General features: G+C 57.8%; 21 protein-coding genes and 1 pseudogene. 17 read left to right on the top strand and 5 right to left on the bottom strand.

Annotated elements, in window-relative coordinates:
• The first annotated feature begins 100 nt into the window (after positions 1 to 100).
• Positions 101 to 1,060, top strand: coding sequence for a hypothetical protein (locus tag A6013_RS09185; RefSeq protein WP_048958278.1), 960 nt, complete (start codon positions 101 to 103; stop codon positions 1,058 to 1,060).
• Positions 1,061 to 1,067: 7 nt separating this feature from the next.
• Here A6013_RS09185 and A6013_RS09180 read toward each other — a convergent pair whose 3' ends face one another.
• Positions 1,068 to 1,943, bottom strand: coding sequence for a LysR family transcriptional regulator (locus A6013_RS09180; protein ID WP_047365094.1), 876 nt, complete (start codon positions 1,941 to 1,943; stop codon positions 1,068 to 1,070).
• Positions 1,944 to 2,053: 110 nt separating this feature from the next.
• On the opposite strand from A6013_RS09180, the gene A6013_RS09175 reads away from it, so the two are divergent.
• From A6013_RS09175 to adhP, 6 genes and pseudogenes are all read left to right on the top strand, one after another.
• Positions 2,054 to 2,905, top strand: coding sequence for a Vmh family MBL fold metallo-hydrolase (locus A6013_RS09175; RefSeq protein ID WP_049138013.1), 852 nt, complete (start codon positions 2,054 to 2,056; stop codon positions 2,903 to 2,905).
• Between the two features lie 232 nt (positions 2,906 to 3,137).
• Positions 3,138 to 3,350 (top strand): annotated as a pseudogene (gene bdm / locus A6013_RS09170) (biofilm-dependent modulation protein); the annotation flags it as partial.
• Positions 3,351 to 3,448: 98 nt separating this feature from the next.
• Complete coding sequence (gene sra / locus A6013_RS09165; protein WP_008501714.1) at positions 3,449 to 3,586, top strand: stationary-phase-induced ribosome-associated protein; 138 nt, start codon at positions 3,449 to 3,451, stop codon at positions 3,584 to 3,586.
• 176 nt (positions 3,587 to 3,762) lie between these two features.
• The gene (locus tag A6013_RS09160; RefSeq protein WP_028013235.1) at positions 3,763 to 5,460 is read left to right on the top strand and encodes an NAD-dependent malic enzyme; all 1,698 of its coding nucleotides are present in this window, start codon (positions 3,763 to 3,765) and stop codon (positions 5,458 to 5,460) included.
• 351 nt (positions 5,461 to 5,811) lie between these two features.
• Positions 5,812 to 7,524 carry an ABC-F family ATP-binding cassette domain-containing protein gene (locus A6013_RS09155; protein ID WP_069732917.1) on the top strand — a complete coding sequence of 571 codons (1,713 nt, stop codon included), beginning with the start codon at positions 5,812 to 5,814 and terminating at the stop codon, positions 7,522 to 7,524.
• 196 nt (positions 7,525 to 7,720) lie between these two features.
• On the top strand, positions 7,721 to 8,731 hold the full coding sequence (gene adhP, locus A6013_RS09150; RefSeq protein WP_041909867.1) for an alcohol dehydrogenase AdhP: 1,011 nt from the start codon (positions 7,721 to 7,723) through the stop codon (positions 8,729 to 8,731).
• A 43-nt stretch (positions 8,732 to 8,774) separates the two neighbouring features.
• Here the strand turns inward: adhP and A6013_RS09145 are convergent, their stop codons facing one another.
• Entirely contained in the window at positions 8,775 to 9,281 is a 507-nt protein-coding gene (locus tag A6013_RS09145; protein WP_028013240.1) for an Rrf2 family transcriptional regulator, read from the bottom strand.
• Positions 9,282 to 9,411: 130 nt separating this feature from the next.
• Here A6013_RS09145 and A6013_RS09140 point away from each other — a divergent pair, with 130 nt between their 5' ends.
• The 7 genes from A6013_RS09140 (at position 9,412) to A6013_RS09110 (ending at position 17,869) form a co-directional block, all read left to right on the top strand.
• Entirely contained in the window at positions 9,412 to 10,614 is a 1,203-nt protein-coding gene (locus A6013_RS09140) for an NAD(P)/FAD-dependent oxidoreductase (protein ID WP_069732916.1), read from the top strand.
• Between the two features lie 140 nt (positions 10,615 to 10,754).
• Positions 10,755 to 12,374 (top strand): TIGR04028 family ABC transporter substrate-binding protein, encoded by a 1,620-nt coding sequence (locus A6013_RS09135; RefSeq protein WP_069732915.1) that lies wholly within the window; start codon positions 10,755 to 10,757, stop codon positions 12,372 to 12,374.
• Between the two features lie 10 nt (positions 12,375 to 12,384).
• Complete coding sequence (locus A6013_RS09130; RefSeq protein WP_047368609.1) at positions 12,385 to 13,329, top strand: ABC transporter permease; 945 nt, start codon at positions 12,385 to 12,387, stop codon at positions 13,327 to 13,329.
• Complete coding sequence (locus tag A6013_RS09125) at positions 13,326 to 14,177, top strand: ABC transporter permease (RefSeq protein WP_049138019.1); 852 nt, start codon at positions 13,326 to 13,328, stop codon at positions 14,175 to 14,177. The genes A6013_RS09130 and A6013_RS09125 overlap by 4 nt, the downstream gene beginning before the upstream one ends.
• Positions 14,174 to 15,781, top strand: coding sequence for an ABC transporter ATP-binding protein (locus A6013_RS09120; protein ID WP_069732914.1), 1,608 nt, complete (start codon positions 14,174 to 14,176; stop codon positions 15,779 to 15,781). Before A6013_RS09125 ends, A6013_RS09120 begins: the two co-directional genes overlap by 4 nt.
• A complete protein-coding gene (locus tag A6013_RS09115; protein WP_069732913.1) occupies positions 15,778 to 16,767 on the top strand; it encodes a putative FMN-dependent luciferase-like monooxygenase in 990 nt (329 codons plus the stop codon). The genes A6013_RS09120 and A6013_RS09115 overlap by 4 nt, the downstream gene beginning before the upstream one ends.
• A 10-nt stretch (positions 16,768 to 16,777) precedes the next feature.
• Positions 16,778 to 17,869, top strand: a complete 1,092-nt coding sequence (locus A6013_RS09110; protein WP_069732912.1) for an alkylhydroperoxidase domain protein — start codon at positions 16,778 to 16,780, stop codon at positions 17,867 to 17,869.
• 6 nt (positions 17,870 to 17,875) lie between these two features.
• Here A6013_RS09110 and araJ read toward each other — a convergent pair whose 3' ends face one another.
• The gene (araJ, locus tag A6013_RS09105) at positions 17,876 to 19,051 is read right to left on the bottom strand and encodes an MFS transporter AraJ (protein WP_041909850.1); all 1,176 of its coding nucleotides are present in this window, start codon (positions 19,049 to 19,051) and stop codon (positions 17,876 to 17,878) included.
• Positions 19,052 to 19,215: 164 nt separating this feature from the next.
• Here araJ and ppk2 point away from each other — a divergent pair, with 164 nt between their 5' ends.
• The 3 genes from ppk2 to A6013_RS09090 all read left to right on the top strand — a co-directional run bounded on the left by ppk2 (position 19,216) and on the right by A6013_RS09090 (position 20,648).
• The gene (ppk2, locus tag A6013_RS09100; RefSeq protein ID WP_045630464.1) at positions 19,216 to 20,034 is read left to right on the top strand and encodes a polyphosphate kinase 2; all 819 of its coding nucleotides are present in this window, start codon (positions 19,216 to 19,218) and stop codon (positions 20,032 to 20,034) included.
• Between the two features lie 102 nt (positions 20,035 to 20,136).
• A complete protein-coding gene (locus A6013_RS09095) occupies positions 20,137 to 20,325 on the top strand; it encodes a type II toxin-antitoxin system CcdA family antitoxin (protein ID WP_045260590.1) in 189 nt (62 codons plus the stop codon).
• Complete coding sequence (locus A6013_RS09090; RefSeq protein ID WP_047368614.1) at positions 20,325 to 20,648, top strand: CcdB family protein; 324 nt, start codon at positions 20,325 to 20,327, stop codon at positions 20,646 to 20,648. The genes A6013_RS09095 and A6013_RS09090 overlap by 1 nt, the downstream gene beginning before the upstream one ends.
• Before the next feature lie 48 nt (positions 20,649 to 20,696).
• Here the strand turns inward: A6013_RS09090 and fdnI are convergent, their stop codons facing one another.
• Positions 20,697 to 21,353 carry a formate dehydrogenase-N subunit gamma gene (gene fdnI, locus A6013_RS09085; protein WP_063437952.1) on the bottom strand — a complete coding sequence of 219 codons (657 nt, stop codon included), beginning with the start codon at positions 21,351 to 21,353 and terminating at the stop codon, positions 20,697 to 20,699.
• Positions 21,346 to 22,230: a formate dehydrogenase subunit beta gene (gene fdxH, locus A6013_RS09080; RefSeq protein WP_049138028.1), complete on the bottom strand. Its 885-nt coding sequence runs from the start codon at positions 22,228 to 22,230 to the stop codon at positions 21,346 to 21,348. The genes fdnI and fdxH overlap by 8 nt, the downstream gene beginning before the upstream one ends.
• Positions 22,231 to 22,236: the final 6 nt, after the last annotated feature.

The raw sequence follows: 22,236 nt of genomic DNA, 5'->3' as shown, positions 1-22,236 counted from the left end.
GGCTTACAAAGGGTTAAGTATAGACTACGCATCTGACACGCCCTGGAACACAGACGATTCCGTGTCTTTCACCTGCTGTACCGACAACAAGGATAATGATATGACGCTAAAAATCAGGATGGCCGTCGCGGTAGCCACGCTGGCTCTCTCTCTTTCTTCACTGGCCAAAACGCCGGAAAACTTTATCTATACCAGCTCAGGCGACCTCGACGCGGCGCTCCCGCTGGTTGCGCGTGGCGACATCGGCGGCGTGCAGATCGTGTACAACTGGCGCCAGCTTGAACCCGAGAAGGACAGCTATGACTTCTCGCGGATTGAGCAGGATCTGGCGCGTCTTAAGGCTGCCCGGAAAAAACTCTTTATTCAGATCCAGGATCGTTTCTTTGAGCCGGACGCCCGCTACGTTCCGGACTATCTGATGCACGATAAGCAATACAGCGGCGGGATTGCGCCGCAGTTTGATAACCCCGGCGAGGGCAAGCCTGTCGGCGCGGGATGGGTAGCGCGTCAGTGGGACCCCACGGTGCGCCAGCGCTACCAGGCACTGCTGGCAGCGCTCGCAAAACGCTTTGATGGTGAGGTGTATGGCGTAAACCTGCCTGAAACCGCGATTGATATTGACGAGAAAAATCCGCCAGCGGGCTTCACCTGCGATAGCTATTTCGCGGGTGAGATGGAAAATCTGGCCTTTGCGCGCAAGGTTTTTCAGAAATCACATGTGGTGCAGTACGTGAACTTCTGGCCGTGCGAGTGGGATAACGACCACAACTATATGGGACGTCTTTTTGCGTATGCCAGCGCCAACAATATCGGCCTGGGCGGCCCGGACATTGTGCCCAACCGCAAGGCGCACATGAAGAATGCCTATCCCTTCTTCCATAAAAATAAACAGGCGCTGCCGCTCATTGCCATGGCGGTTCAGGAGCCGACTCTGACCTATAAGGATCCTCAGACCGGAAAACCGTTCACCAAAGCCGAGTTTGTCCGCTTCGGCGAAAATTATCTCGGGGCCGATATTATTTTCTGGAGCACGGCCTCTCCCTGGCTAAAGGCAAAATAATCGCCCCTCAGGCAAGGTGGCGGGACAGTTCGTCAAGAAACACGCGCAGCGCGGCAGGCTGGTATTCCCGTGACTGATAAATGCCGTGGATGGCAAGCGGTTTCGGCTCCAGCGACGCCAGTACCGGCACCAGTAATCCCTGCTCAAGCGCGGCGCGCGCTTCGCGCTCCGGCAGCATGGCGATGCCGCAGTGCTCGATCGCCGCGTTCATGAGCAGTGAAGAGATACTGGCGCTCAGGTTGCCGCTGACGGCCACGCTCAGGCTTTCGCCTTCCGGCGTCAGGAAGTGCCAGGACTGCCCGGCGAAAAAGCTGTAGTGCAGGCAGTTATGCTGCGCCAGTTCTTCGGGGCTGACGGGCGTGCCGTGCTGTGCCAGATACGCCGGCGAGGCGCAGAGCACCGATCGACATTCCCCCAGCCGGCGGGCGATCATGCCGGGCTCCGGGTTATCGGTAATGCGCACGGCGACGTCAATGCGCTCTCCCACCAGGCTGACCGGATGGTTGTTCACGTCCAGCTCAATGCGCAGCTGCGGGTAGCGCGAGAGCAGGCCGGGCAGGACCGGCGCAATCAGGTGCATGGCGGTAAAGTGCGCGCAGGCTACCCGCAGCGTGCCGGACGGCAGATCTTTTTCCGACTGACCTTCGATTTCCTGCGAGATCTGCGAGAGAGTCCGCGTTTTTTGCAGCACCTTTTCCCCTGCCGCCGTCAGCGTCAACTTGCGCGTGGAGCGGTTTACCAGCCGCGTCCCCGCCCACTTCTCCATTTGTTCAAGGTAACGGCTCACCATCGGCCGGGAAATGCCCAGCGCGCGGGCCGCCGCGCTCAGGCTTCCCAGCTCGCATATCCGGTTATAGACCTGAGCGGCAATAACGCGATCCATATAAGCTCCATCTGCTCGATTTATGAAACTAAGCATGTCTTGTTTCAGGAATTCTGGCAAATGAGAATATCCGTACAATAGAGACATTCCTGAACAACAGAGACAACAGCATGAAACTCACTCATATTGCCCTGCTTTCCACTCTTTTCGCTCCGGCCGTTTTTGCCGCGCCGTTGACGATTGATACCTATAACCCGCAGGATAAAGGCATTTTCGCGGTCTCCTCCACGCTCGTTTCCGGCCCAAAAGAGGCGGTGCTGTTTGACGCGCAGTTCAGCGTGAAGGATGGCGAAGCGCTGGTAGAGAAAATTCGCCGCAGCGGTAAAACGCTGAATAAGATTGTGATCACCTCCGGCGATCCGGATTTCTATTTTGGCCTGCAGCCGCTGGTGAAGGCCTTCCCGAATGCCAAAGTGGTGGCCACGCAGCAGGTGGTTGACCATATTAAGGCCACCAAAGACGCCAAGCTCGCCTTCTGGGGCCCGCAGATGAAAGACGGCGCGCCAACGGAACTGGTGGTGCCGCAGGTGCTCGCCTCCACCACCTTTATGATTGACGGGGAAAAGGTCGATATCGAGCAGCCGGACAGCTATGCGGCCTACGTGTGGATCCCGTCCGTGAAAACCATCCTCGGCGGCACCGGGGTCTCCTGGGGGATTCACGTCTGGACGGCTGATACCCAGACGCCGGCTCGCCGTCAGCAGTGGCAGCAGACTCTGGACAACATGGCCGCGCACAAGCCGGAACGCGTGATCCCAGGCCACTACCTGGGCACGCCACCGTCCGGAACCGGGGCTATTGATTTTACCCGAGGCTATCTGCAGCATTTTGAACAGGCGTTGTCGGCACATAAAAACTCTGCGGGCGTCATCGGTGCACTGAAAAAACAGTATCCGGATCTGGCAGAAGAGAGCTCTCTGGAATTAAGTGCCAAAGTGAATACCGGCGAAATGAAGTGGTAATTTAAAAACGGCTCCTGCTATATTCCCGCCATAGCAGGAGCACCGCCATAATATCCGCACTGCCTCACGCCAATATATCCCTCCGTTTTAAAAGCGCATAAAAGCATGCACTTATGTCATTTTTATTTCTAAGATGAATCTGAGACACAACCGGGGAAATATTTGCCATTCTGTTTATGAATTAAATTTTTTGCGAGCCGTACCATTAAACAGACAACGACACGGAGGCAGCATGTTTACTTATTACCCGGCTAATACCACAGCAGCACAACCTGAACTCGTTAACGCGATTGCGCAGGGTCTTCACGCCGAGCACGGTGCTGTGACTGAAGATGACATTTTAATGGAACTGACCAAGTGGGTGGAATCCACGGATAATGACATCCTCAGTGACATCTACCAGCAGACCATTAACTACGTCGTCAGCGGGCAAAACGCACCTTTGAAAAAACCTGCTAAGCTGGATCTGCAACCTAAGGGGTTACATTTCGTTTGCGAAAGCAAACTGGTCCTTAAAACTATCAACAGGATTGAGGAGTTAACATGAAATCGAACCGTCAGGCACGCCACATTCTGGGACTGAACTACAAGCTTTCTAATCAGCGTAAAGTGGTGATTGAAGGCGACCATGAAACGCAAGTCACTCACGCCACCGGCAGAAAACGCCACGCGGGCAAGTAAGTTCCAGACTGAGATCCAGAACACCATCGGCAAAACCGATGGTGTTTTTGTTTATGTGTTGCGGTAATTAATATTTAGCTCCTTTATAATACCGCCCGACCGCACCCCGTAGCACAGGCCAGAAAGATGACAAACAGCAGTGTCAGGGACGGATCTTCAAAAAAAGAGTGAGTGACATGGACAACAAACTGAAAAAACATCGTTCCTTATATATCCCTTATGCCGGCCCGGTTTTACTCGAATTCCCCCTGCTCAACAAAGGCAGCGCCTTCAGCATGGAAGAGCGCAGCAGCTTTAACCTGCTTGGCCTGCTGCCGGAAGTGGTTGAAACCATTGAAGAGCAGGCAGAGCGCGCGTGGATCCAGTATCAGGGCTTCAAAACCGAGATCGACAAACACATCTACCTGCGCAACATCCAGGACACCAACGAAACCCTCTTCTATCGCCTGGTGCAAAACCATCTCGAAGAGATGATGCCGGTGATCTACACCCCAACGGTGGGTGCGGCGTGCGAACGCTTCTCTGAGATCTACCGTCGCTCACGCGGCGTCTTTATCTCTTATCAGAATCGTCACAACATGGACGACATTCTGCAGAACGTGCCGAACCACAATATTAAAGTGATTGTGGTGACGGACGGGGAACGTATTCTCGGCCTCGGCGACCAGGGCATTGGCGGGATGGGGATCCCAATCGGTAAACTCTCTCTCTACACCGCCTGCGGCGGCATCAGCCCGGCGTACACCCTGCCGGTGGTGCTGGATGTCGGCACCAACAACCAGCAACTGTTGAACGATCCGCTGTACATGGGCTGGCGTCATCCGCGCATTACCGACGACGAGTACTATCAGTTTGTCGACGATTTCATTCAGGCCGTGAAGCACCGCTGGCCGGACGTTCTGCTGCAGTTTGAAGACTTTGCGCAGAAAAACGCGATGCCGCTGCTGAACCGCTATCGCGATGAGATCTGCTCCTTTAACGACGACATCCAGGGCACCGCAGCGGTGACCGTGGGCACGCTTATCGCCGCCAGCCGCGCGGCCGGCAGCCAGCTGAGCTACCAGAAAATCGTCTTCCTGGGCGCAGGCTCTGCGGGCTGCGGCATCGCCGAGCAGATTATTGCCCAGACGCAGCGCGAAGGCTTAAGCGAAGAGCTGGCCCGCTCCCGCGTCTTCATGGTTGACCGTTTCGGCCTGCTGACCGACGGTATGCCGAACCTGCTGCCGTTCCAGACCAAGCTGGTGCAGAAGCGCGAGAACCTGAAGAACTGGGACACCGACAACGAAGTGCTCTCCCTGCTGGACGTGGTACGCAACGTGAAGCCGGATATTCTGATCGGTGTTTCCGGGCAAACCGGTCTCTTCACCGAAGAGATTATTCGCGAGATGCACAAGCACTGCGAGCGCCCTATCGTGATGCCGCTGTCTAACCCGACTTCCCGCGTGGAAGCGACGCCGCAGGACATCATCGCCTGGACCGAAGGTAACGCGCTGGTTGCCACCGGCAGCCCGTTCGATCCGGTGGTATGGAAGGATAAAACCTATCCGATCGCCCAGTGCAACAACTCCTATATTTTCCCGGGCATTGGTCTGGGCGTGATCGCCTCCGGCGCATCCCGCATTACCGATGAGATGCTGATGTCAGCGAGCGAAACCCTTGCGGGCTATTCGCCGCTGGTCAACAACGGAGAAGGGCTGGTGCTGCCGGAACTGAAGGACATTCACAAGGTGTCGCGCGCTATCGCGTTTGCGGTGGGTAAAATGGCGCAGCAGCAGGGCGTGGCGGTTAAAACCTCTGCCGACGCGCTGCAGCAGGCTATCGATGATAACTTCTGGATGCCTGAATACCGCAGCTATCGCCGTACCTCGATTTAATTCTGCGCCCGAACCGTTCCCTCTCCTCATTGGGGAGAGGGTTACGATGAGGGGCAACAGACCGCACCATCGAATACCCACTAGCCAAACCCCCTTTCCCCCGCTACACTCCTTTCATCCATTAACCCACTGAATATATAAGGAGGCCAATTATGCTGTATCGTGAAATTTTCAATGTTTCACATACATTTGGTGATCGCACCAGCTCAAGCGTTATCGGTATCGTGCTGCGATAACTTCTGCTTGAGCGAAGACACCAACCCCTGAAATCCCTTCTCTCGGGCTTACTGAGTTATCGTCAGCGATGTTTGACGAGGCATAAACATGCCTGTAACTCTTGGGTAAGCAACAATGAGCACTTTACTCACTGCACAATCTTTACGCGTTGATACGGCGTTTGGCACGCTCTTCGACTCACTCTCCTTTACGCTGAAAAAAGGCGACCGCATCGGCCTGCTGGGCGACAACGGCTGCGGCAAAAGTACGCTTTTAAAGGTGCTGGACGGAACAGATATCCCAGCCGCCGGAACGGTAGCGCTGGCCGGGCACTGCCTGATGGCGCGCGTGGAGCAACATCTCCCGGACGCCATTTTCCCGCTGACTATGCTGGATGCCGTACTCGCGCAACTGCCTTTAGCTGAGCACGACAGCCTGCGCTGGAAAGCTGAAACGCTGCTGGCGAGCATGGGCTTCACGCCGCAGGATATGACGCTGCTATCCGCCACCCTGAGCGGCGGACAGCACACCCGCCTGTTGCTGGCGCGGGCGTTGATTCACGAGCCGGATCTGCTCCTGCTGGATGAACCCAGCAACCACTTGGATCTGCCGACCATGCTCTGGCTGGAATACTTTTTACAGAACTGGTCAGGCAGCTTCGTGCTGGTTTCGCACGACAGACAGCTGCTGGATGCCGTCACCAACGGCAGCTGGATCCTGCGTGATAAGACGCTGCACTACTTTGCCCTTCCCTGCACGGCCGCCCGTAAAGCGCTTGCAGCAAAAGACGAAAGCGATGCGCAGCGCCACAAGGCGGAGCAAAAGGAGATCGACCGCGTGACCGCCAGCGCCAAACGTCTGGCGACCTGGGGTAAGGTTTACGACAACGAAGACCTGGCCCGCAAAGCCAAGCAGATGGAAAAACAGGTCGAACGACTCAAAGAAAGCCAGACCGCGCTCACGGCGGGCAGTCCATGGACGCTAACCCTGCGCGGCGACGCGCTGCGGGCGGACCGTCTGCTGGAGATGGAAAACCTCAGCGTCCCGCCTGCGCCCGGGCTACCGCCACTGTTTAACATCGAAACGGCGCGGCTGAAAAGCGGCGATCGCGTGGCAATTGTCGGTCGTAACGGCTGCGGTAAATCGTCGCTGATGAAGCTTATCTGGCGACATTTTGTGGATGAACCGACGGACAGCGGGCTGAAAATCCATCCGCGCGTCTCGCCGGGCTACTACGACCAGACGCTGCATCAACTGCCGGATGACGCCACGCTGCTCGACGCGCTGGAACCTTTCGCTCCCGACCCGCAAAACAGGAAGATGGCGCTCATCAGCGCCGGGTTCCCGTGGGCGAGACACGGGCAAAAAGTCAGCACGCTCAGCGGCGGCGAGCGCTCTCGCCTGCTGTTCGTCGGGCTGACGCTTGCCCGCTACAGCCTGCTGATGCTGGATGAGCCCACCAACCATCTCGACATGGAAGGCAAAGAGTCACTGGCGGAAACGCTGCAACAGTTCGAAGGCGGCGTGCTGCTGGTCAGCCACGATCGCCAGTTAATTAGCCAAAGCTGTAACCGCTTCTGGCTGATTGAGGACGGCTGGCTGAGCGAGTGGCACGATGCTGAAGCCGTGTTTGAGCGGCTGCGTGAAAGCGCGGGGCTCGGGACATCCGCCGCGCCCGTCGTCACCGCTGGGGAGGTTCAACCCTCGCGGTATGACGATCTGCTGGAGCGGCTGATCGCGCTGGAAACGCTGCTGGAAGACGATCTGGCGCGTAAGCCGAAACATCAGAAGCCGCAGCTGCAGGCGCAATGGCGAAGAGAAATTGAGGAGATTGAAGCCCAGCTGTAAATCTGCGCCCGGCGAGCGCCTCGCCGGGCCAGCATTTTCCCCCTTAATTATTAGAGGATCGCCGTATTCTTAATCCGAAATCGAATCAAATGATGACATTATGTTGCCGCAGCCTTGCATTACCAGGCTAATGTATTAATCCTTAAGGGGTACTACACCTGCTATGCAGATTCTTATCATGAACAAGGAGATACACATGAAGGCTGCTGTTGTTACTCAGGATCACCAGGTCAATGTCACTGAAAAAACCTTACGCCCGCTTAAGCATGGGGAAGCCCTGCTGAAAATGGAGTGCTGTGGTGTATGCCATACCGACCTCCACGTGAAGAACGGTGACTTTGGCGATAAGACCGGGGTAATCCTGGGCCATGAAGGTATTGGTATCGTGAAAGAAGTCGGCCCTGGCGTGACGTCGCTGAAAGTCGGCGACCGCGCAAGCGTGGCCTGGTTCTTTGAAGGATGCGGTCATTGCGAATACTGTAATACCGGTAACGAAACCCTGTGCCGTGACGTGAAAAACGCCGGTTACTCCGTTGACGGCGGCATGGCGGAAGAGTGCATCGTCACTGCGGATTACGCGGTAAAAGTGCCGGATGGTCTGGATTCGGCGGCGGCCAGCAGCATCACCTGCGCCGGTGTCACCACCTACAAAGCGGTGAAAATCTCCGGCATAAAACCGGGCCAGTGGATCGCGATTTACGGTCTGGGCGGGCTGGGCAACCTCGCGCTGCAGTACGCCAAAAACGTGTTTAATGCCAAAGTCATCGCTCTGGACGTTAACGATGAACAGCTGAAGCTGGCCGCGAGCATGGGTGCGGATTTAACCATCAACTCACGCAGCGAAGATGCCGCTAAGATTGTGCAGGAAAAAACCGGCGGCGCGCATGCCGCAGTCGTCACCGCCGTCGCAAAAGCGGCCTTCAACTCGGCGGTAGATGCCGTGCGTGCCGGTGGCCGCGTGGTCGCCGTTGGCCTGCCGCCGGAAGCGATGAGCCTGGACATTCCGCGCCTGGTGCTGGACGGTATTCAGGTGGTAGGTTCGCTGGTTGGCACCCGTCAGGATCTGCAGGAGGCCTTCCAGTTTGCGGCCGAGGGCAAAGTGGTGCCGAAAGTGACGATGCGTCCTATCGAGGACATCAACGCCATTTTTAAAGAGATGGAACAGGGCCAGATCCGTGGCCGTATGGTGATCGACTTACGCTCGTAAACACCTTTTGCCGGGTAGTGGCTACGCCTTACCCGGCTCATTGCTACGACGAACGACGAACTGAAATCCACTCCTGAACCTCAATCTGGAAGGTGTCCGGCGCTTTTCGGTACATTTTACGCGCCAGGTCGAGAATAGTATGACGCGCGAGCTCCTCTTCCATCCGCTGCTGCGCGCTATCCATGACTGAACGTACTCCGCACGGCCCGTCGCAGACCCAGGCAGGCGGTGCTTCATCAAACACGGCCAGCCGCTGGCGCACTTCACGACATTCGAACATGTTTTTCTCGCCGTCAATGGCATGCGCCACATCCAGCACGCTGATCAGCTCCGCCGGACGCGCCAGCTTAAAGCCCCCGCCCTTGCCTTCCGTACTGATGACCAGCCCGGCACGTGACAGGCGTGTGAAGATTTTGCCGAGGTAGTCATACGGCACGCCCTGCAAGGCAGCCATCTCCCGGACGCTCATCTCACGCTCGTTGCCCTTCGCATCCACCATACACATCAGGCTGTGAATGCCGTATTCCACACCGGAACTGTAAAACGCCATGGTTAACTCCGAATTAGTGTTCGGAGCATTATAACGATTTTTAACTCAGAAAGAAGTTGTCGGAGTTAACTCCGACAAGTATAGTGGCAGTTATGTCAGGCATGAAGCCTGGCGGGAGAAAGGATCGAATATGAAAAAGCAGATTTTAATCGTAGGCAGTGGTTTTGCGGGTATGTGGGCAGCCGTGAGCGCGGCACGTCTCTCTGAGCAGCAGGGTAATAACAGTCTGGAAATTGCGGTTCTGGCCCCCTTACCCGAACTGCGCGTTCGGCCACGCTTCTATGAGGAGAAGGTGTCAACGCTGGTCGCCCCGTTGACTGACCTGTTTGCCGAGCTTGATATCACATTCATTGCCGGACACGCGGAACAAATTGATACCACGGCAAAAACCGTTTTATACCGGATGTCCAATGGCGCGCATGCTACGGCTTCCTACGATAGGCTGATCCTCGCTACGGGCAGCCAGACCAAACGCCCACCGATTGCCGGCCTGGCTGACTATGCCTTTGACATCGACCAGCTGGAATCCGCACAGGTATTTGAGCGCCACCTTGATTCACTGGCGTTACGTCCCTCCACGCCCGAGCGCAACACCGTGGTAGTCTGCGGAGGCGGCTTTACCGGCATCGAGCTGGCAACGGAGCTACCTGCCCGACTGCGTGCCCGTTTTGGCGACAATACGGAGATTAAAATAGTCGTAGTTGAGAGAGGGCCAGTCATTGGCGGCCGCTATAGCGACGCATTGCGTAAAACGATTGCAGAGGCGAGTGAGGCGCTGGGCGTCGAATGGCGGCTGAAGAGTGAAGTTGAAGCCATTGATGCTCACGGCGTAACGCTGAAAAACGGTGAACGTATTGCTGCTGCGACCGTCGTCTGGACCGCAGGCGTCGAGGCAAATCCTCTCAGCCTGCAGATAGACGGTGAACGCGATAGCCAGGGCCGCCTGGTTGTGACAGAGACGTTGCAGGTCCCCGCACATCCTGACGTCTATGCCACCGGCGATATGGCTCACGCCAAAACAGACGATGCGGGCAACACGGCGCTGATGACCTGCCAGCACGCGATCCAGCTAGGGAAATTTGCCGGTCATAACGCTGCCGCCAGCCTGCTGAACGTTACTCCTTACCCTTATCGTCAGGTGAACTATGTTACCTGCCTGGATTTAGGCGCGTGGGGTGCGGTCTATACCGAGGGCTGGGAACAGGCCGTCAAATCCGTCCGCGACGAGGCGAAGAAGATCAAAATCGCCATCACGAATGAGCTGATCTATCCGCCATTAGCAGACAAAACGGTCGCCTTTGCCGCCGCCGACCCGCTGGCGAAATTCGTTTAGGTCCCCGCCATCGCCCCGCTAACGGGGCGTTTTTATTTTCAGTTTCCGGCAATCCTTATCTTAATTCCTTTGTTCCCTTGTTTTCCCCCGCGCCCGATGATGAATCCGACGCTAACAAGAAGATAACAAAGGAATTCACCATGCAAACCCCATTTCGTCTGCCGCTGCTGACGGCGCTGATTCTGACGACAACCGCAGCCTGGTCCGCCGATGCGCCGGTCAAAGGCGGCACGCTGATTTATCTGGAGCAACAGGCGCACACCAACCTCTATCCGCCTGCCGGCGGCTTCTATCCGAACGGCGGCATTCTGAACCAGATCACCGACAAACTGACGTGGCAAAACCCAAAGACGCTGCAGGTCGAACCGTGGGTGGCCGAAAGCTGGACCACCAACGCCGATAAAACCGAATACACCTTCAAAATTCGCCCGGGGATCACCTTCTCCGACGGCACGCCGCTGGACGCCAACGCCGTAGCAAAAAACTTTGATACCTACGGTTTGGGCAATAAGGCGCAGCGCCTGCCGGTGTCAGAAGTGATCAATAACTACGATCGCAGCGAAGTGGTCGACCCGCTGACCGTGAAGTTCTACTTCAAAAAAACGTCGCCGGGTTTCCTGCAGGGCACCGCCACGATTGGCTCGGGTCTGGTCTCGCTCAGCACGCTGAAGCGCAACTTTGAAGAGCTGGGAGACGCCCGGCATATCATCGGCTCCGGCCCGTTTGTGGTGAAGGACGAGAAGCTGGGCCGCGAAGTGACGCTCGAAGCCCGTAAGGACTACCAGTGGGGGCCCAAAAGCCTGACGCAACAGGGTCCAGCCAATCTGGATGGCATCAAGTTTATCGTTACCCAGGAGGACAGCGTGCGCGTCGGCGCCCTGCTGGCCGGTCAGGCCGACTTTATTCGCCAGGTGCAGGCGTATGACGAAAAGCAGGCGACAGACCAGGGCTATAAAATCTACGCCGCCCCAACGCGCGGGGTGAACGACAGTATCAGCTTCCGCCCGGATAACCCGCTGGTCTCCGATATTCGCGTGCGCCAGGCGCTGCTGCATGCCACGAATGCAAAGCAGGTGGTCGAGACCCTCTTCTCGGCCAACTATCCGCAGGCGAAGTCGGTGATTGCCGATTCCGCCGCAGGCTTTGTCGATCTCAGCGACAAATTGACCTTTGACCCGGCAAAAGCCAACCAGCTGCTGGACGAGGCGGGCTGGAAAGCGGGCAGCGACGGGATCCGAGCCAAAGACGGGCAGCGGCTGGCGCTGACGGTATATGAATCCCTGCCGCAGCCGCAAAACAAAGAGGTGCTGCAGCTGGTTGCCCAGCAGTGGCGTCAGGTGGGCGTAGTGCTGAACGTAAAAGCCGGTGACGCTGGCAGCCGCACGCTGGATAACCTTGATCCACAGAAAACCCCGTTAACCGTCTCAGAAGTGGGCCGCGCCGATCCGGACGTGGTGAAAAGCATGTTCTACCCGGCTAACCGCGACGCGCTGCTGCAAAAAGGCGGCTCCAGCGACAAGGTCAAAAGCTTCCGCGACGACAAGCTGAATGCGCTGCTGGTAAATATCTCCTCAGAGGTCGATCCGCAAAAACGCCTGCAGCTGACCGGCGATGCCCAGCGCTACCTGCTGGATAACGCCTACGTCATTCCGATTTTCGAGGAGCCACAGGTCTTTGCCGGTGCGCCGTGGCTGAAAGGCGTCAATTTTGAAGCGGTCGGCCGCCCGTCGTTCTACGGCGCGTGGATTGAGAAACACTGAGGAGCTGACGATGCGCCACGCACTTCTTCAACGTCTTGGGCACGGGCTGCTGGTGCTGTGGGCCGCCTTTACCCTCTCGTTCGTGTTGCTCCAGGTGCTGCCTGGCGACGCGGTGCTGATTAAATTTCAGAACCCGGACCTGGGCCTAAGCCCGGCGCAAATCGAGGAGATGCGCGTGGCCTACGGCGCGGACAGCCCGCTGTGGCAGCAATACGGCCACACGCTGCTGGCGATGCTGCGCGGAGATTTCGGCTATTCATTACAGGCAGGGGTGCCGGTCAGCGAGCTGATTGCCAGCAATCTGCCGGATACCCTGAGCCTCGCCCTGCCCGCTTTTTTACTCGCGGTCCTGCTGGCGTTTGCGCTGGCCTTTGCGTCGCGTCTGCCGGGTCTGCGCTGGCTGAGTAATACCCTCCAGTCTCTGCCGGTCCTGTTTATCTCCTTACCCACGTTCTGGCTGGGGATTGCCCTCATTCAGCTTTTTTCTTTTCAGCTGCGGCTCATTCCGGTGATTAACCCGACGCCGCTGCAGGGGCTGATCCTGCCGATCGTCACCGTCGCGATCCCGATCTCCGCCCCGCTGGCGCAAATTCTGATGCGCAGCCTGGACCAGGTGGCGACGCAGCCGTTTGTCGCCGTCGCCCGCGCCAAAGGGCTGAGTGAAACCGCCGTCCTGTGGCGCCACGTCACCGGCAACGCGCTGCTGCCGGTACTCAATATTGCCGGGCTGCTGCTGGGCGAACTGATTGCCGGAGCGCTGATCACCGAAACCGTATTTGGCCGCAGCGGGCTCGGGCAGCTGACCCAGCAGGCGGTGAACAACCAGGACATTGCCGTGCTTCAGGCGGTGGTGATGATTTCCGCTCTCGGCTTTGTCCTGATCAATCTGCTGGTGGACCTGCTGATGCCGCTGCTGGATCCCCGTCTGCAAACCGTTACCGGAGGTGCATCATGAGCCTGGTCGATTACGCTGCCGCCGCGCGAAAACGCGTTCCCGGCTGGCACGGCGTCGCGTGGCAGCCGGGACTGTGGCTGGCGTGGGCGGTGATTATTCTCGCTATTTTTGCTGCCGTAGCCCCCGGCCTGTTAACCCAATACAGCCCGATTGAAGGCATCGCCGGAGCGCAACGTCTGGCACCGCAGGCGGGCCACTGGCTCGGCACCGATCAGCTTGGCCGCGATGTTTACACCCGCATTGTGTATGGTGCGTCCCACTCCCTGAGCGCAGCGCTCGCTGCCGTCACGATGGGGCTGGTGGTGGGCACCGGTCTGGGGGTGATCGCCGGCGCGTTCGCCGGACGCGTCGAATCTTTCCTGATGCGTTTTGTCGACGTGCTGTTGTCCATTCCGTCTCTGCTGCTCTCGCTGACGGTCATTATTCTGCTCGGGTTTGGCACCGTTAACGCCGCCATTGCCGTCGGCGTGGCCTCCATCGCCAGCTTCGCCCGCCTCGCGCGGGGTGAAGTGGTGCGCATCCGCCATACGGATTATGTCGAGGCGGCGTTTGGCAGCGGCGGGACGTTCCTGGCGGTCCTGTGGCGACACATCCTGCCCAACGCCTTAACCGCCGTTCTCGCCTTTGCCACGCTGCAGTTTGGTCAGGCCATTCTGGCCCTCTCCACGCTGAGCTTTCTCGGCTACGGCACCCCGCCGCCCGTTCCGGAATGGGGCTTATTGATTGCCGAAGGCCGTAACTATCTCTCTACCGCCTGGTGGTTAACTACCTTCCCCGGCGTGGTCGTCATCGCCGTCGTGCTTGCCACCAACCGTATCAGCCAGCAGTTCAGCGGAGGCCTGAAATGACCGTACTCTCGGTAGAAAACCTGACCATCAGCTACCGTACCGCGCGCCAGTGGCGTGAGGTGGTGCATAACGTCAGCTTCACCCTCCTAAGGGGGGAAATGCTGGCCTTTGTCGGTGAATCCGGCTCAGGCAAAACAACCACGGCACAGGCGATCATCGGTCTGCTGACGGATAACGCCCGACGCGATGCCGGGAAAATCGTGCTCAACGGCGAGGAAATTAGCCGGTGGTCAGCGAAGCGTCTCGATACCCTTCGCGGCGCGCGAATCAGCCTGGTTCCGCAGGATCCGGGTAATTCACTCAACCCGGTGAAGACGATCGGCGTACAGGTCGGGGAAATTATTCAGCAGCACCAAAAGGTAACGGCACTCCAGCGCGACGAGCAGGTGCTCGCCCTGCTGACAAAGGTCGGCCTGAGCCATCCCGAACAGCGCATGAAGCAGTATCCGCATCAGCTCTCCGGCGGGATGAAACAGCGCGTGCTGATTGCCATCGCCATTGCCCTGCGCCCGGACGTGATCGTTGCCGATGAGCCCACCAGCGCGCTGGACGTGACGGTGCAAAAACGCATTCTCGATCTGCTGGATGTCCTGCGTCGGGAATCGGGTACTGCGGTTCTGTTTGTCACCCACGATCTGGCGCTGGCTGCCCAGCGCGCGGACAGGCTGCTGGTGTTTCGCAACGGCGAGGTTCAGGAGCACGGCGACACCGCCGACATTGTCCGCACGCCGCAGCACGCCTATACCCGTCAGCTACTGAGCGATCTTCAGGGCCAGCGCCTGACCATCGCCCCGGTAGCGGGCCTTCCGCTGGCGTCACCGGCCATTCGCGCCCGCGCCATCAGCAAACGGTTCTCGCTGGGCAAAGGTCATCATCTTCAGGCGCTGGATCGGGTGGCGTTTGACGTCAGGCGCGGCAGCACGCATGCGCTGGTCGGTGAATCCGGCTCCGGGAAAACCACCCTCGCCCGTATTTTGCTGGGTTTTGAACAGGCGGACAGCGGACAGGTCATTATTGATGATATTGATGCCACCGATCTCAGCCGCGAGGCCCGACGCCAGCTGCGCCAGAAGATCCAGTTTGTCTACCAGAACCCGTTCGCCTCTCTCGACCCGCGTCAGACGCTGTTCGAGATCATCGAAGAGCCGCTGAAGAACTTTGCTCGCCTCGCTAAGGCGGAGCGCAAGCTCCGTGTAGAGACCGTGGCGCAGCGGGTTGCCCTGCCCGTTGAACTCCTGACCCGCACCGCAAGGGAGCTTTCAGGCGGGCAGCGCCAGCGCGTAGCCATCGCCCGGGCGCTTATTCTGGAGCCGACTATTCTGGTGCTGGACGAGGCCACCTCCGCGCTGGACGTCACCGTACAGGCGCAGATTCTGGCACTGCTTCAGCAGCTGCAGCAGCAGCTGGGATTGACCTACCTCTTTATCACGCACGATCTCTCTACCGTCCGCCGGATCGCCCACAGCGTCACGGTGCTGCGCAGCGGTCAGGTGGTCGAACACGGTGACGTCGAGACCTTATTCACGTCGCCACAGAACGACTATACCCGCGAGCTGATTGCCGCCATTCCCCATTTTTCACCCGCTACGGAGGAGTTCGCATGACGCGAAAACGCCTGGGATTTTTCACCCGCCTGCTTGACGACGCCACGCCGAAGGAGCGCTATCGTCTGGCAACCGAACAGATCCGCCACGCCGAACGCCACGGTTTTGACAGCGCCTGGATCGCGCAGCACCACTTCCACGAAAGTGAAGGCGGTCTGCCATCGCCGCTGCTGTTTCTGGCCCACGTTGCGGCGCATACCGAAACCATCCGCCTGGGCACGGCCATCATTACCCTGCCGATGGAAAACCCGCTGCGCGTGGCGGAAGATGCGGCGGTGCTGGATTTACTCGCCGATGGTCGTCTCGAAGTAGGTTTTGGTTCGGGCGGCACGCCGACCTCTTTCCTGCCGTTTGGACTGACGTTTGAACAGCGCGGCGCGGCCTTTGCTGACCATTTGCATGTGATCCAGAGCGCCTGGCGCGGGGATTCGCTTACCCATCCGGATAATCACCTCTACCCGCCAGCGCCACAGCTGGCTGAACGGATCTGGATTGCCACCTTTTCCGTCGACGGTGCCGTTCGCGCCGCGCGGGCCGGACACGGTTTGATGCTCTCCCGCACGCAGCCGCGCCCGGCAGACCAGTTGGATTTGACGCTCGACGCGATCCAGAACCCGATTGTGGATGCCTACCTTGATGCGCTGCCTGCGGGCATTGCGCCGCGTATTCTGGCCTCCCGCACGGCGTTCGTCGCCGACAGCGATGACTACGCGCTGAAGGTCGCCACGCCGGGTCTCACCAGGCAGGCCCAGCAGCATCGCGCTGCCGGACACGCGGTTAAAGGTGACACTGTCACAGATTTTCGTCGCCAGTTCGACGCCCATATCGGTTCGCCAGAGACGGTGCTGCGTTCACTGCATGCGGACTCCGTTCTCAGGCGCGCCACGGATATCTCGTTCCAGGTTCATTCGGTCGAGCCCACCCATCGCGACACGCTGCGATCCATCGAACTGATCGCCGAACATATTGCCCCCCACATCCTTTGAGGAGACACCTATGTCATTAAGTCAGGACATTCTCGCCGAGCTGGCGGAAATTAAACCCGGTTCCCCTCTGGCAGAGGCGCGCGCCACGCGGGACGCCGCCACGCGCCACGCCCAGGGCAGCTATGAAATCTTATTTACCCAGCAGGATAGCGATTTTGCGCTGGACGAGCGCTTCGCCGTCGCGGCAAAAGTCGCCAGGTGGCACAACGCGGAGGCGCTGGCCGCGCACTATGCGGGGTTTGGCCTGGCCGACCCAACATCCGAACGCCTGACCCCGGCGCTGCACTTCGCGCGCCTGCTGACGTTCTCTCCCGTCGAAGCCACGCCGTCCGCGTTGACGGCGCTGACCCGGGCGGGCTGGAGCAAGGAAGGCATTGTTACCCTGGCGCAGCTTGTTGCGTTTGTCAGCTTTCAGAGCCGACTCGTCGCCGGGCTGCGGCTGCTAAATGACAAGCCGGTGGTGGCAAGCGATGCGCCGGTGGCGGCAGGCATCTGGCATACAACCGCAGCCACGGTCTCCGGGAAGACGGCTCCCGTCGCGTTCACCCAGCAGGAGCTGGGCTGGGAGCCGTGGATCGACGCCAAACCGCTGGCGGACTTCCGTGATGACGAGGTTGCCGTTCTGGCGAAATTTGGCCATACCGATTCCGACTACTTCCGCCTGCTGGGGCGCAACCTGCCGGTGCTTGAACAGCGCACGCTAACGGATAAAGGAATTTTTTATACGCCGGGGGGATTGCCGCGCGCCGAGCGCGAGCTGGCCGCAACGGTAACCAGTAAAATTAACGGCTGCATCTACTGCGCCTCTGTCCATGCGCGCAAAGCCAGCCAGCTGTCAAAGGATGACGCGGCGGTAGAGGCCCTGCTGGCCGTGCGTCCGGGACGCTCCCTGAGCGAGGGGCAATCTGCGCGCTGGCAGGCGGAAATTAATTTTGCGGCAGCGCTGTCGGTTACCTCGCCTGCCGCCACGCCGCTGCACCTCGCCGCTCTGGAAAAAGAGGGGCTGGACACCTTAGCCCAGCTGGACCTGGTGCAGTCCGCTGCGTTCTTCGCCTGGGCCAACCGCCTGATGCTGACGCTGGGTGAGCCCTGGCTTGCCTGAATACAATCAGGCTAGCGCGCGAGCGTTAGCCTGAGCCTGTCTGGCCCGCAGGTAACCGTAGATCAACAGCGCGCTCATGGCCGAGAACGAGAGGAACGCCGCAGGCAGCGTGACGTAGCGCCAGCTAAAGCCGAGGGTAATCATCATCCCACCAAAGTACGCCCCGATCGCGCTGCCGAGATTAAACGCCATCTGCCCTCCGGCCGCCCCCAGCATCTCACCGCCCTTCGCATTTTGCAGAAGCAAAATTTGCAGCGGTGCAGAGAGCGCAAACAGCCCGGCACAGCAGATAAAGCCCATCACCAGCGAGGCCGTTTTCAGTTCGCCCAGGGCGAAAAGCAGCAGCAGCGAGGCGACAATCACCATATCGGTGATGGCCGCAATGCGCAGCGGGCTAAAGCGCCCCGAGAGTTTGCCGCTCAGCAGATTGCCCAAGACCATGCCAAGGCCCATCAGCATCATGATGGCCGTCATCATCCCTTCGGAAAAGCCAGAAACGTTGACCATAAACGGCTTAACGAAGCTGAACCACGCGAACACGCCAGCATTGCCAAACATGGTGGCGGCAAAAATCAGCCAGGGTTCCGGTTTCTTCAGGAAGTGGAACTGCTCGGACAATTTGATTTCTGATTTGTCATGGATATCCGGCACCCAGAGCAGAACCGAGAGGATAACCAGCGCGTCGAACGCAGCAATCAGGAAAAAGGTATAGCGCCAGCTGAACTGGTGCCCCAGCCAGGTGCCGAGCGGGACGCCCACCAGGTTGGCCACGGTCATCCCGGCGATCATCCCGGCCACCGCGACCGTCACCTTCCCGGGTGGCGCAATTTTAGAGAGGATAATCGCCCCGACGCCAAAAATGGCCCCGTGCGGAAAACCGGAGATCAAACGCCCCAGCGCTAGCCAGAAATACGACGTAGAAAACGTAAACAGGGCATTTCCGACTGCGCACATGGCAACCAGAAACAGCAGCGTCGTTTTTAACGAGAACTTGCCGGAGAACAGCGCCACAATCGGCGCGCCAATCACCACGCCGAAGGCATAAAACGAGATCATATTCCCGGCGGAGGGAATCGAAATGCCGGTGTCGTGCGCCAGTTCGGTTAACACCCCCATAATGCCAAATTCAGCCATACCCAGGCCAAATGTGCCAAGCGCCAACGAAAATATTGTCTTTTTCATGCCTCAACCACCGGTTAATCAATTGCGAGGGCATTATTAAATAATCTTGTATGGTGAGCCAGTTCAAATCAGCTGGCTGACACATTAATCCATTAATTCAGGTGGATTACACTTCATAGTGCGGCCTCGCTTTTTCCACGCCGGACAACCTGAGGATGACAATCATGGGAAGCAAAAAGAAAACCCCTGTCGCTGTTGATGTCGTATCGAATGCCCCCCTTAAGACCAAAGAGTATGAAAAAGAGCTCCGCCGCCTGCACGTCGAACTGGTTAAGCTCCAGCAGTGGGTCGTCGCCAAAGGATTGAAGGTGTGTATTGTTTTTGAAGGACGCGATGGCGCCGGCAAAGGCGGCACCATTAAAGCGATCACCGAGCGCGTCAGCCCCCGCGTGTTTCGCGTTGTTGCGCTTCCTGCCCCAACGGATAAAGAGAAAAGCCAGCTCTACTTCCAGCGCTATGTGCCTCACCTGCCCTCGGCGGGTGAAATCGTGATATTCGATCGCAGCTGGTATAACCGCGCAGGCGTGGAGCGGGTGATGGGGTTCTGCACGGAGGAACAGGCGGAGAAATTTTTGGACGGCGCGCCGGTCATGGAAAAAGCGATGGTCGATGCAGGAATTATCCTGCTGAAGTACTGGCTGGAGGTAACGCCGAAAGAGCAGGAGCGGCGCCTGCGCGACCGCATTAACGATGGGCGTAAGATCTGGAAGCTGTCGCCGATGGATATTAAATCCTTTAACCTCTGGGACGAATACACCCGCGCGCGCGACGCCATGTTTGAAGCCACCGATACAGCCTGGGCACCGTGGTTTGTCGCCCGTTCTGAAGATAAAAAACGCGTGCGTCTGAATATTATTTCGCATCTGCTTTCGCAGATCCCGTATAAAGAAATTCACGTCGACAAGGTGGATTTACCGAAGCGCAAAATCGGCAAAGTTAAACCCACAAAATACCCGTTCCGGTATGTAGAGGAGCGATTCTGATATAATTGGAAGGCGGTTCGCAGAATATAGATTACCAGGGGATACAGTATTGTTTTTTGTTGGCGGCGGTTGATAATGACCGCACCAACAAAGGAGATAACGATGAAACATACCACAGAAGCAGAGCTGGGCCAGAACATCACATCGCGTAAGCCCTTGTGTCATGCAGAACAAAATTCAACCAGGCGGCGGCAGCCATCAGAAGAGGATCGTGCATTTATACGGGCAATGAATGATTTTGTGGAGAAACACGGAACCATCACTGATGATGAGTTTTTCAGGGTGCTTTAATGCTGAGACAATTTAATGTTTACCGTAATACATCTGCGGCTACACGGGACAAACTTCCCTATTATATGCTCATTCAGGATGATTGTTATGATGATCTTGCCACACGCGTAATTGTACCGCTCGCGAGAAATAATAAGTTGCCGTTATGGCAAAGCCATCTGGCTCCGGGGATAAATATCGACTTTGAAACGTTTCTGATTTATTCACCGATGATAACAAACATTAACAACAATAAAATCAACCCTAAAGACTTTGTTTGTAATTTACGCAACGCACGTCATGACGTTATAGCGGCAATTGATCGTTTATTGACTAACACATGAAGGCCCGCGCAAGCGCAGCGCCGCCGGGCAGAGCCGACGGCGCAGGTCTTACTTCATTCCTTCCGTACTTTCCTGTTTCGCCTCCAGCCGTTCCACATCACGATACCAGCGCGGGTGGTGTTTCTGCGCCCAGCGGCGACTCACCTTCCCTTCGATCATCCCTTTAATCGATCCTTTCACCCAGAACGCCATATACATATGGATCAGGATGGCGTGGATCAGGATGATGGCCGACGTCGCGTGGATCAGCAGCGCGTAGCGAATCACCTGAATCGGGAAATACTGGGCAAAATACGGACGCCAGATAATCACGCCGGTCACCAGCAGCACAAAAATCATGCTCATGATGGTCCAGAACATCATCTTCTGTCCGGCATTGTATTTCCCAACCTTCGCGACTTTATGCTCGTTACCCTTCAGGACTTCGACAATTCCTTTCACCCACGGGATGTCCTGCTTGTCCGGAATATTGTGATGGACAAAGCGCACGAACATAAACATCAGCACCACGAAAATCAGCACGCCGAAGAACGGGTGCAGAATGCGCCCCATCTGCGGCGTCCCGAAGGTTTCCGTTAGCCACTGCAGCGTCGGGAAGAAGAACGAAATGCCGGATACCGCCACCAGGAAGAAGCAAATGACTACCGTCCAGTGACAGGCGCGATCGACAAATTTGGTGCGCACTATCATTTTCGACTTACTCATGATGCTCCTCCTCGTCGTCATCCACCTCTTTATTCGGGCCGATACCGATGTAGTGATAGATCAGCCCCGCAAAGGTGGCGATAAAGCCCGCCGCTGAGAGCGGTTTAAGCGCCCCTTTCCACAGGTTGATGGAGGTATCGATCGCCGGATCTTTCGGCAGGTTGTGATACAACTCCGGCTGGTCGTTGTGATGCAGCACGTACATCACGTGCGTGCCGCCCACGCCCTGCGGGTTGTAAATGCCCGCCTTGTCGTAGCCGCGCGCTTTCAGCTTCTCCACGCGCTCTTGCGCCACGTCGAGCATCTCTTTTTTGGTGCCGAAGTGGATCGCCCCGGTCGGACAGGTCTTCACGCACGCAGGCTCCTGCCCGACGCTGACGCGGTCCACGCACAGGGTGCATTTGTATACCCGGTTATCCTCTTTATTGAGGCGTGGGATATTAAATGGACAGCCCGCGATGCAGTAGCCGCAGCCGATGCAGTTATCCTGCTGGAAGTCGACGATCCCGTTGGCGTACTGAATTATCGCACCGGCAGACGGACACGCCTTCAGGCAGCCCGGATCTTCACAGTGCATACAGCCGTCCTTGCGGATCAGCCACTCCAGCCTGCCGTTCTGGTCGGTTTCGCTAAAGCGCATCACCGTCCAGGATTTGGCGCTCAGATCCGCCGGGTTATCGTAAACCCCGACGCAGTGCCCCACCTCGTCGCGAATGTCGTTCCACTCTGAGCAGGCCACCTGGCAGGCCTTACAGCCCACGCAGGAGGAGACGTCGATAAGCTTGGCGACCTCTGCCTTATAGTCCCGCGCGCGAGGCGCGGGGGTGATCGGGTTGGTCGCGGAGCGTTTAATAATGTCTTGTGTTTCCATCGCCATTTAATC

The organism is Enterobacter sp. IF2SW-B1, assembly GCF_001743375.1.
GTDB classification, from domain to species: domain Bacteria; phylum Pseudomonadota; class Gammaproteobacteria; order Enterobacterales; family Enterobacteriaceae; genus Enterobacter; species Enterobacter bugandensis.
The sequence above is the reverse complement of the archived record's forward strand: the minus strand, read 5'-3'. Positions and strand labels throughout refer to the sequence as shown.

Excerpts from the sequence above, each read along its gene's own strand:
- A6013_RS09185 (WP_048958278.1), top strand. The coding sequence starts at position 101 with ATGACGCTAAAAATCAGGATGGCCGTCGCGGTAGCCACGCTGGCTCTC.
- A6013_RS09180 (WP_047365094.1), bottom strand. The coding sequence starts at position 1,943 with ATGGATCGCGTTATTGCCGCTCAGGTCTATAACCGGATATGCGAGCTG.
- A6013_RS09175 (WP_049138013.1), top strand. The coding sequence starts at position 2,054 with ATGAAACTCACTCATATTGCCCTGCTTTCCACTCTTTTCGCTCCGGCC.
- sra (WP_008501714.1), top strand. The coding sequence starts at position 3,449 with ATGAAATCGAACCGTCAGGCACGCCACATTCTGGGACTGAACTACAAG.
- A6013_RS09160 (WP_028013235.1), top strand. The coding sequence starts at position 3,763 with ATGGACAACAAACTGAAAAAACATCGTTCCTTATATATCCCTTATGCC.
- A6013_RS09155 (WP_069732917.1), top strand. The coding sequence starts at position 5,812 with ATGAGCACTTTACTCACTGCACAATCTTTACGCGTTGATACGGCGTTT.
- adhP (WP_041909867.1), top strand. The coding sequence starts at position 7,721 with ATGAAGGCTGCTGTTGTTACTCAGGATCACCAGGTCAATGTCACTGAA.
- A6013_RS09145 (WP_028013240.1), bottom strand. The coding sequence starts at position 9,281 with ATGGCGTTTTACAGTTCCGGTGTGGAATACGGCATTCACAGCCTGATG.
- A6013_RS09140 (WP_069732916.1), top strand. The coding sequence starts at position 9,412 with ATGAAAAAGCAGATTTTAATCGTAGGCAGTGGTTTTGCGGGTATGTGG.
- A6013_RS09135 (WP_069732915.1), top strand. The coding sequence starts at position 10,755 with ATGCAAACCCCATTTCGTCTGCCGCTGCTGACGGCGCTGATTCTGACG.
- A6013_RS09130 (WP_047368609.1), top strand. The coding sequence starts at position 12,385 with ATGCGCCACGCACTTCTTCAACGTCTTGGGCACGGGCTGCTGGTGCTG.
- A6013_RS09125 (WP_049138019.1), top strand. The coding sequence starts at position 13,326 with ATGAGCCTGGTCGATTACGCTGCCGCCGCGCGAAAACGCGTTCCCGGC.
- A6013_RS09120 (WP_069732914.1), top strand. The coding sequence starts at position 14,174 with ATGACCGTACTCTCGGTAGAAAACCTGACCATCAGCTACCGTACCGCG.
- A6013_RS09115 (WP_069732913.1), top strand. The coding sequence starts at position 15,778 with ATGACGCGAAAACGCCTGGGATTTTTCACCCGCCTGCTTGACGACGCC.
- A6013_RS09110 (WP_069732912.1), top strand. The coding sequence starts at position 16,778 with ATGTCATTAAGTCAGGACATTCTCGCCGAGCTGGCGGAAATTAAACCC.
- araJ (WP_041909850.1), bottom strand. The coding sequence starts at position 19,051 with ATGAAAAAGACAATATTTTCGTTGGCGCTTGGCACATTTGGCCTGGGT.
- ppk2 (WP_045630464.1), top strand. The coding sequence starts at position 19,216 with ATGGGAAGCAAAAAGAAAACCCCTGTCGCTGTTGATGTCGTATCGAAT.
- A6013_RS09095 (WP_045260590.1), top strand. The coding sequence starts at position 20,137 with ATGAAACATACCACAGAAGCAGAGCTGGGCCAGAACATCACATCGCGT.
- A6013_RS09090 (WP_047368614.1), top strand. The coding sequence starts at position 20,325 with ATGCTGAGACAATTTAATGTTTACCGTAATACATCTGCGGCTACACGG.
- fdnI (WP_063437952.1), bottom strand. The coding sequence starts at position 21,353 with ATGAGTAAGTCGAAAATGATAGTGCGCACCAAATTTGTCGATCGCGCC.
- fdxH (WP_049138028.1), bottom strand. The coding sequence starts at position 22,230 with ATGGCGATGGAAACACAAGACATTATTAAACGCTCCGCGACCAACCCG.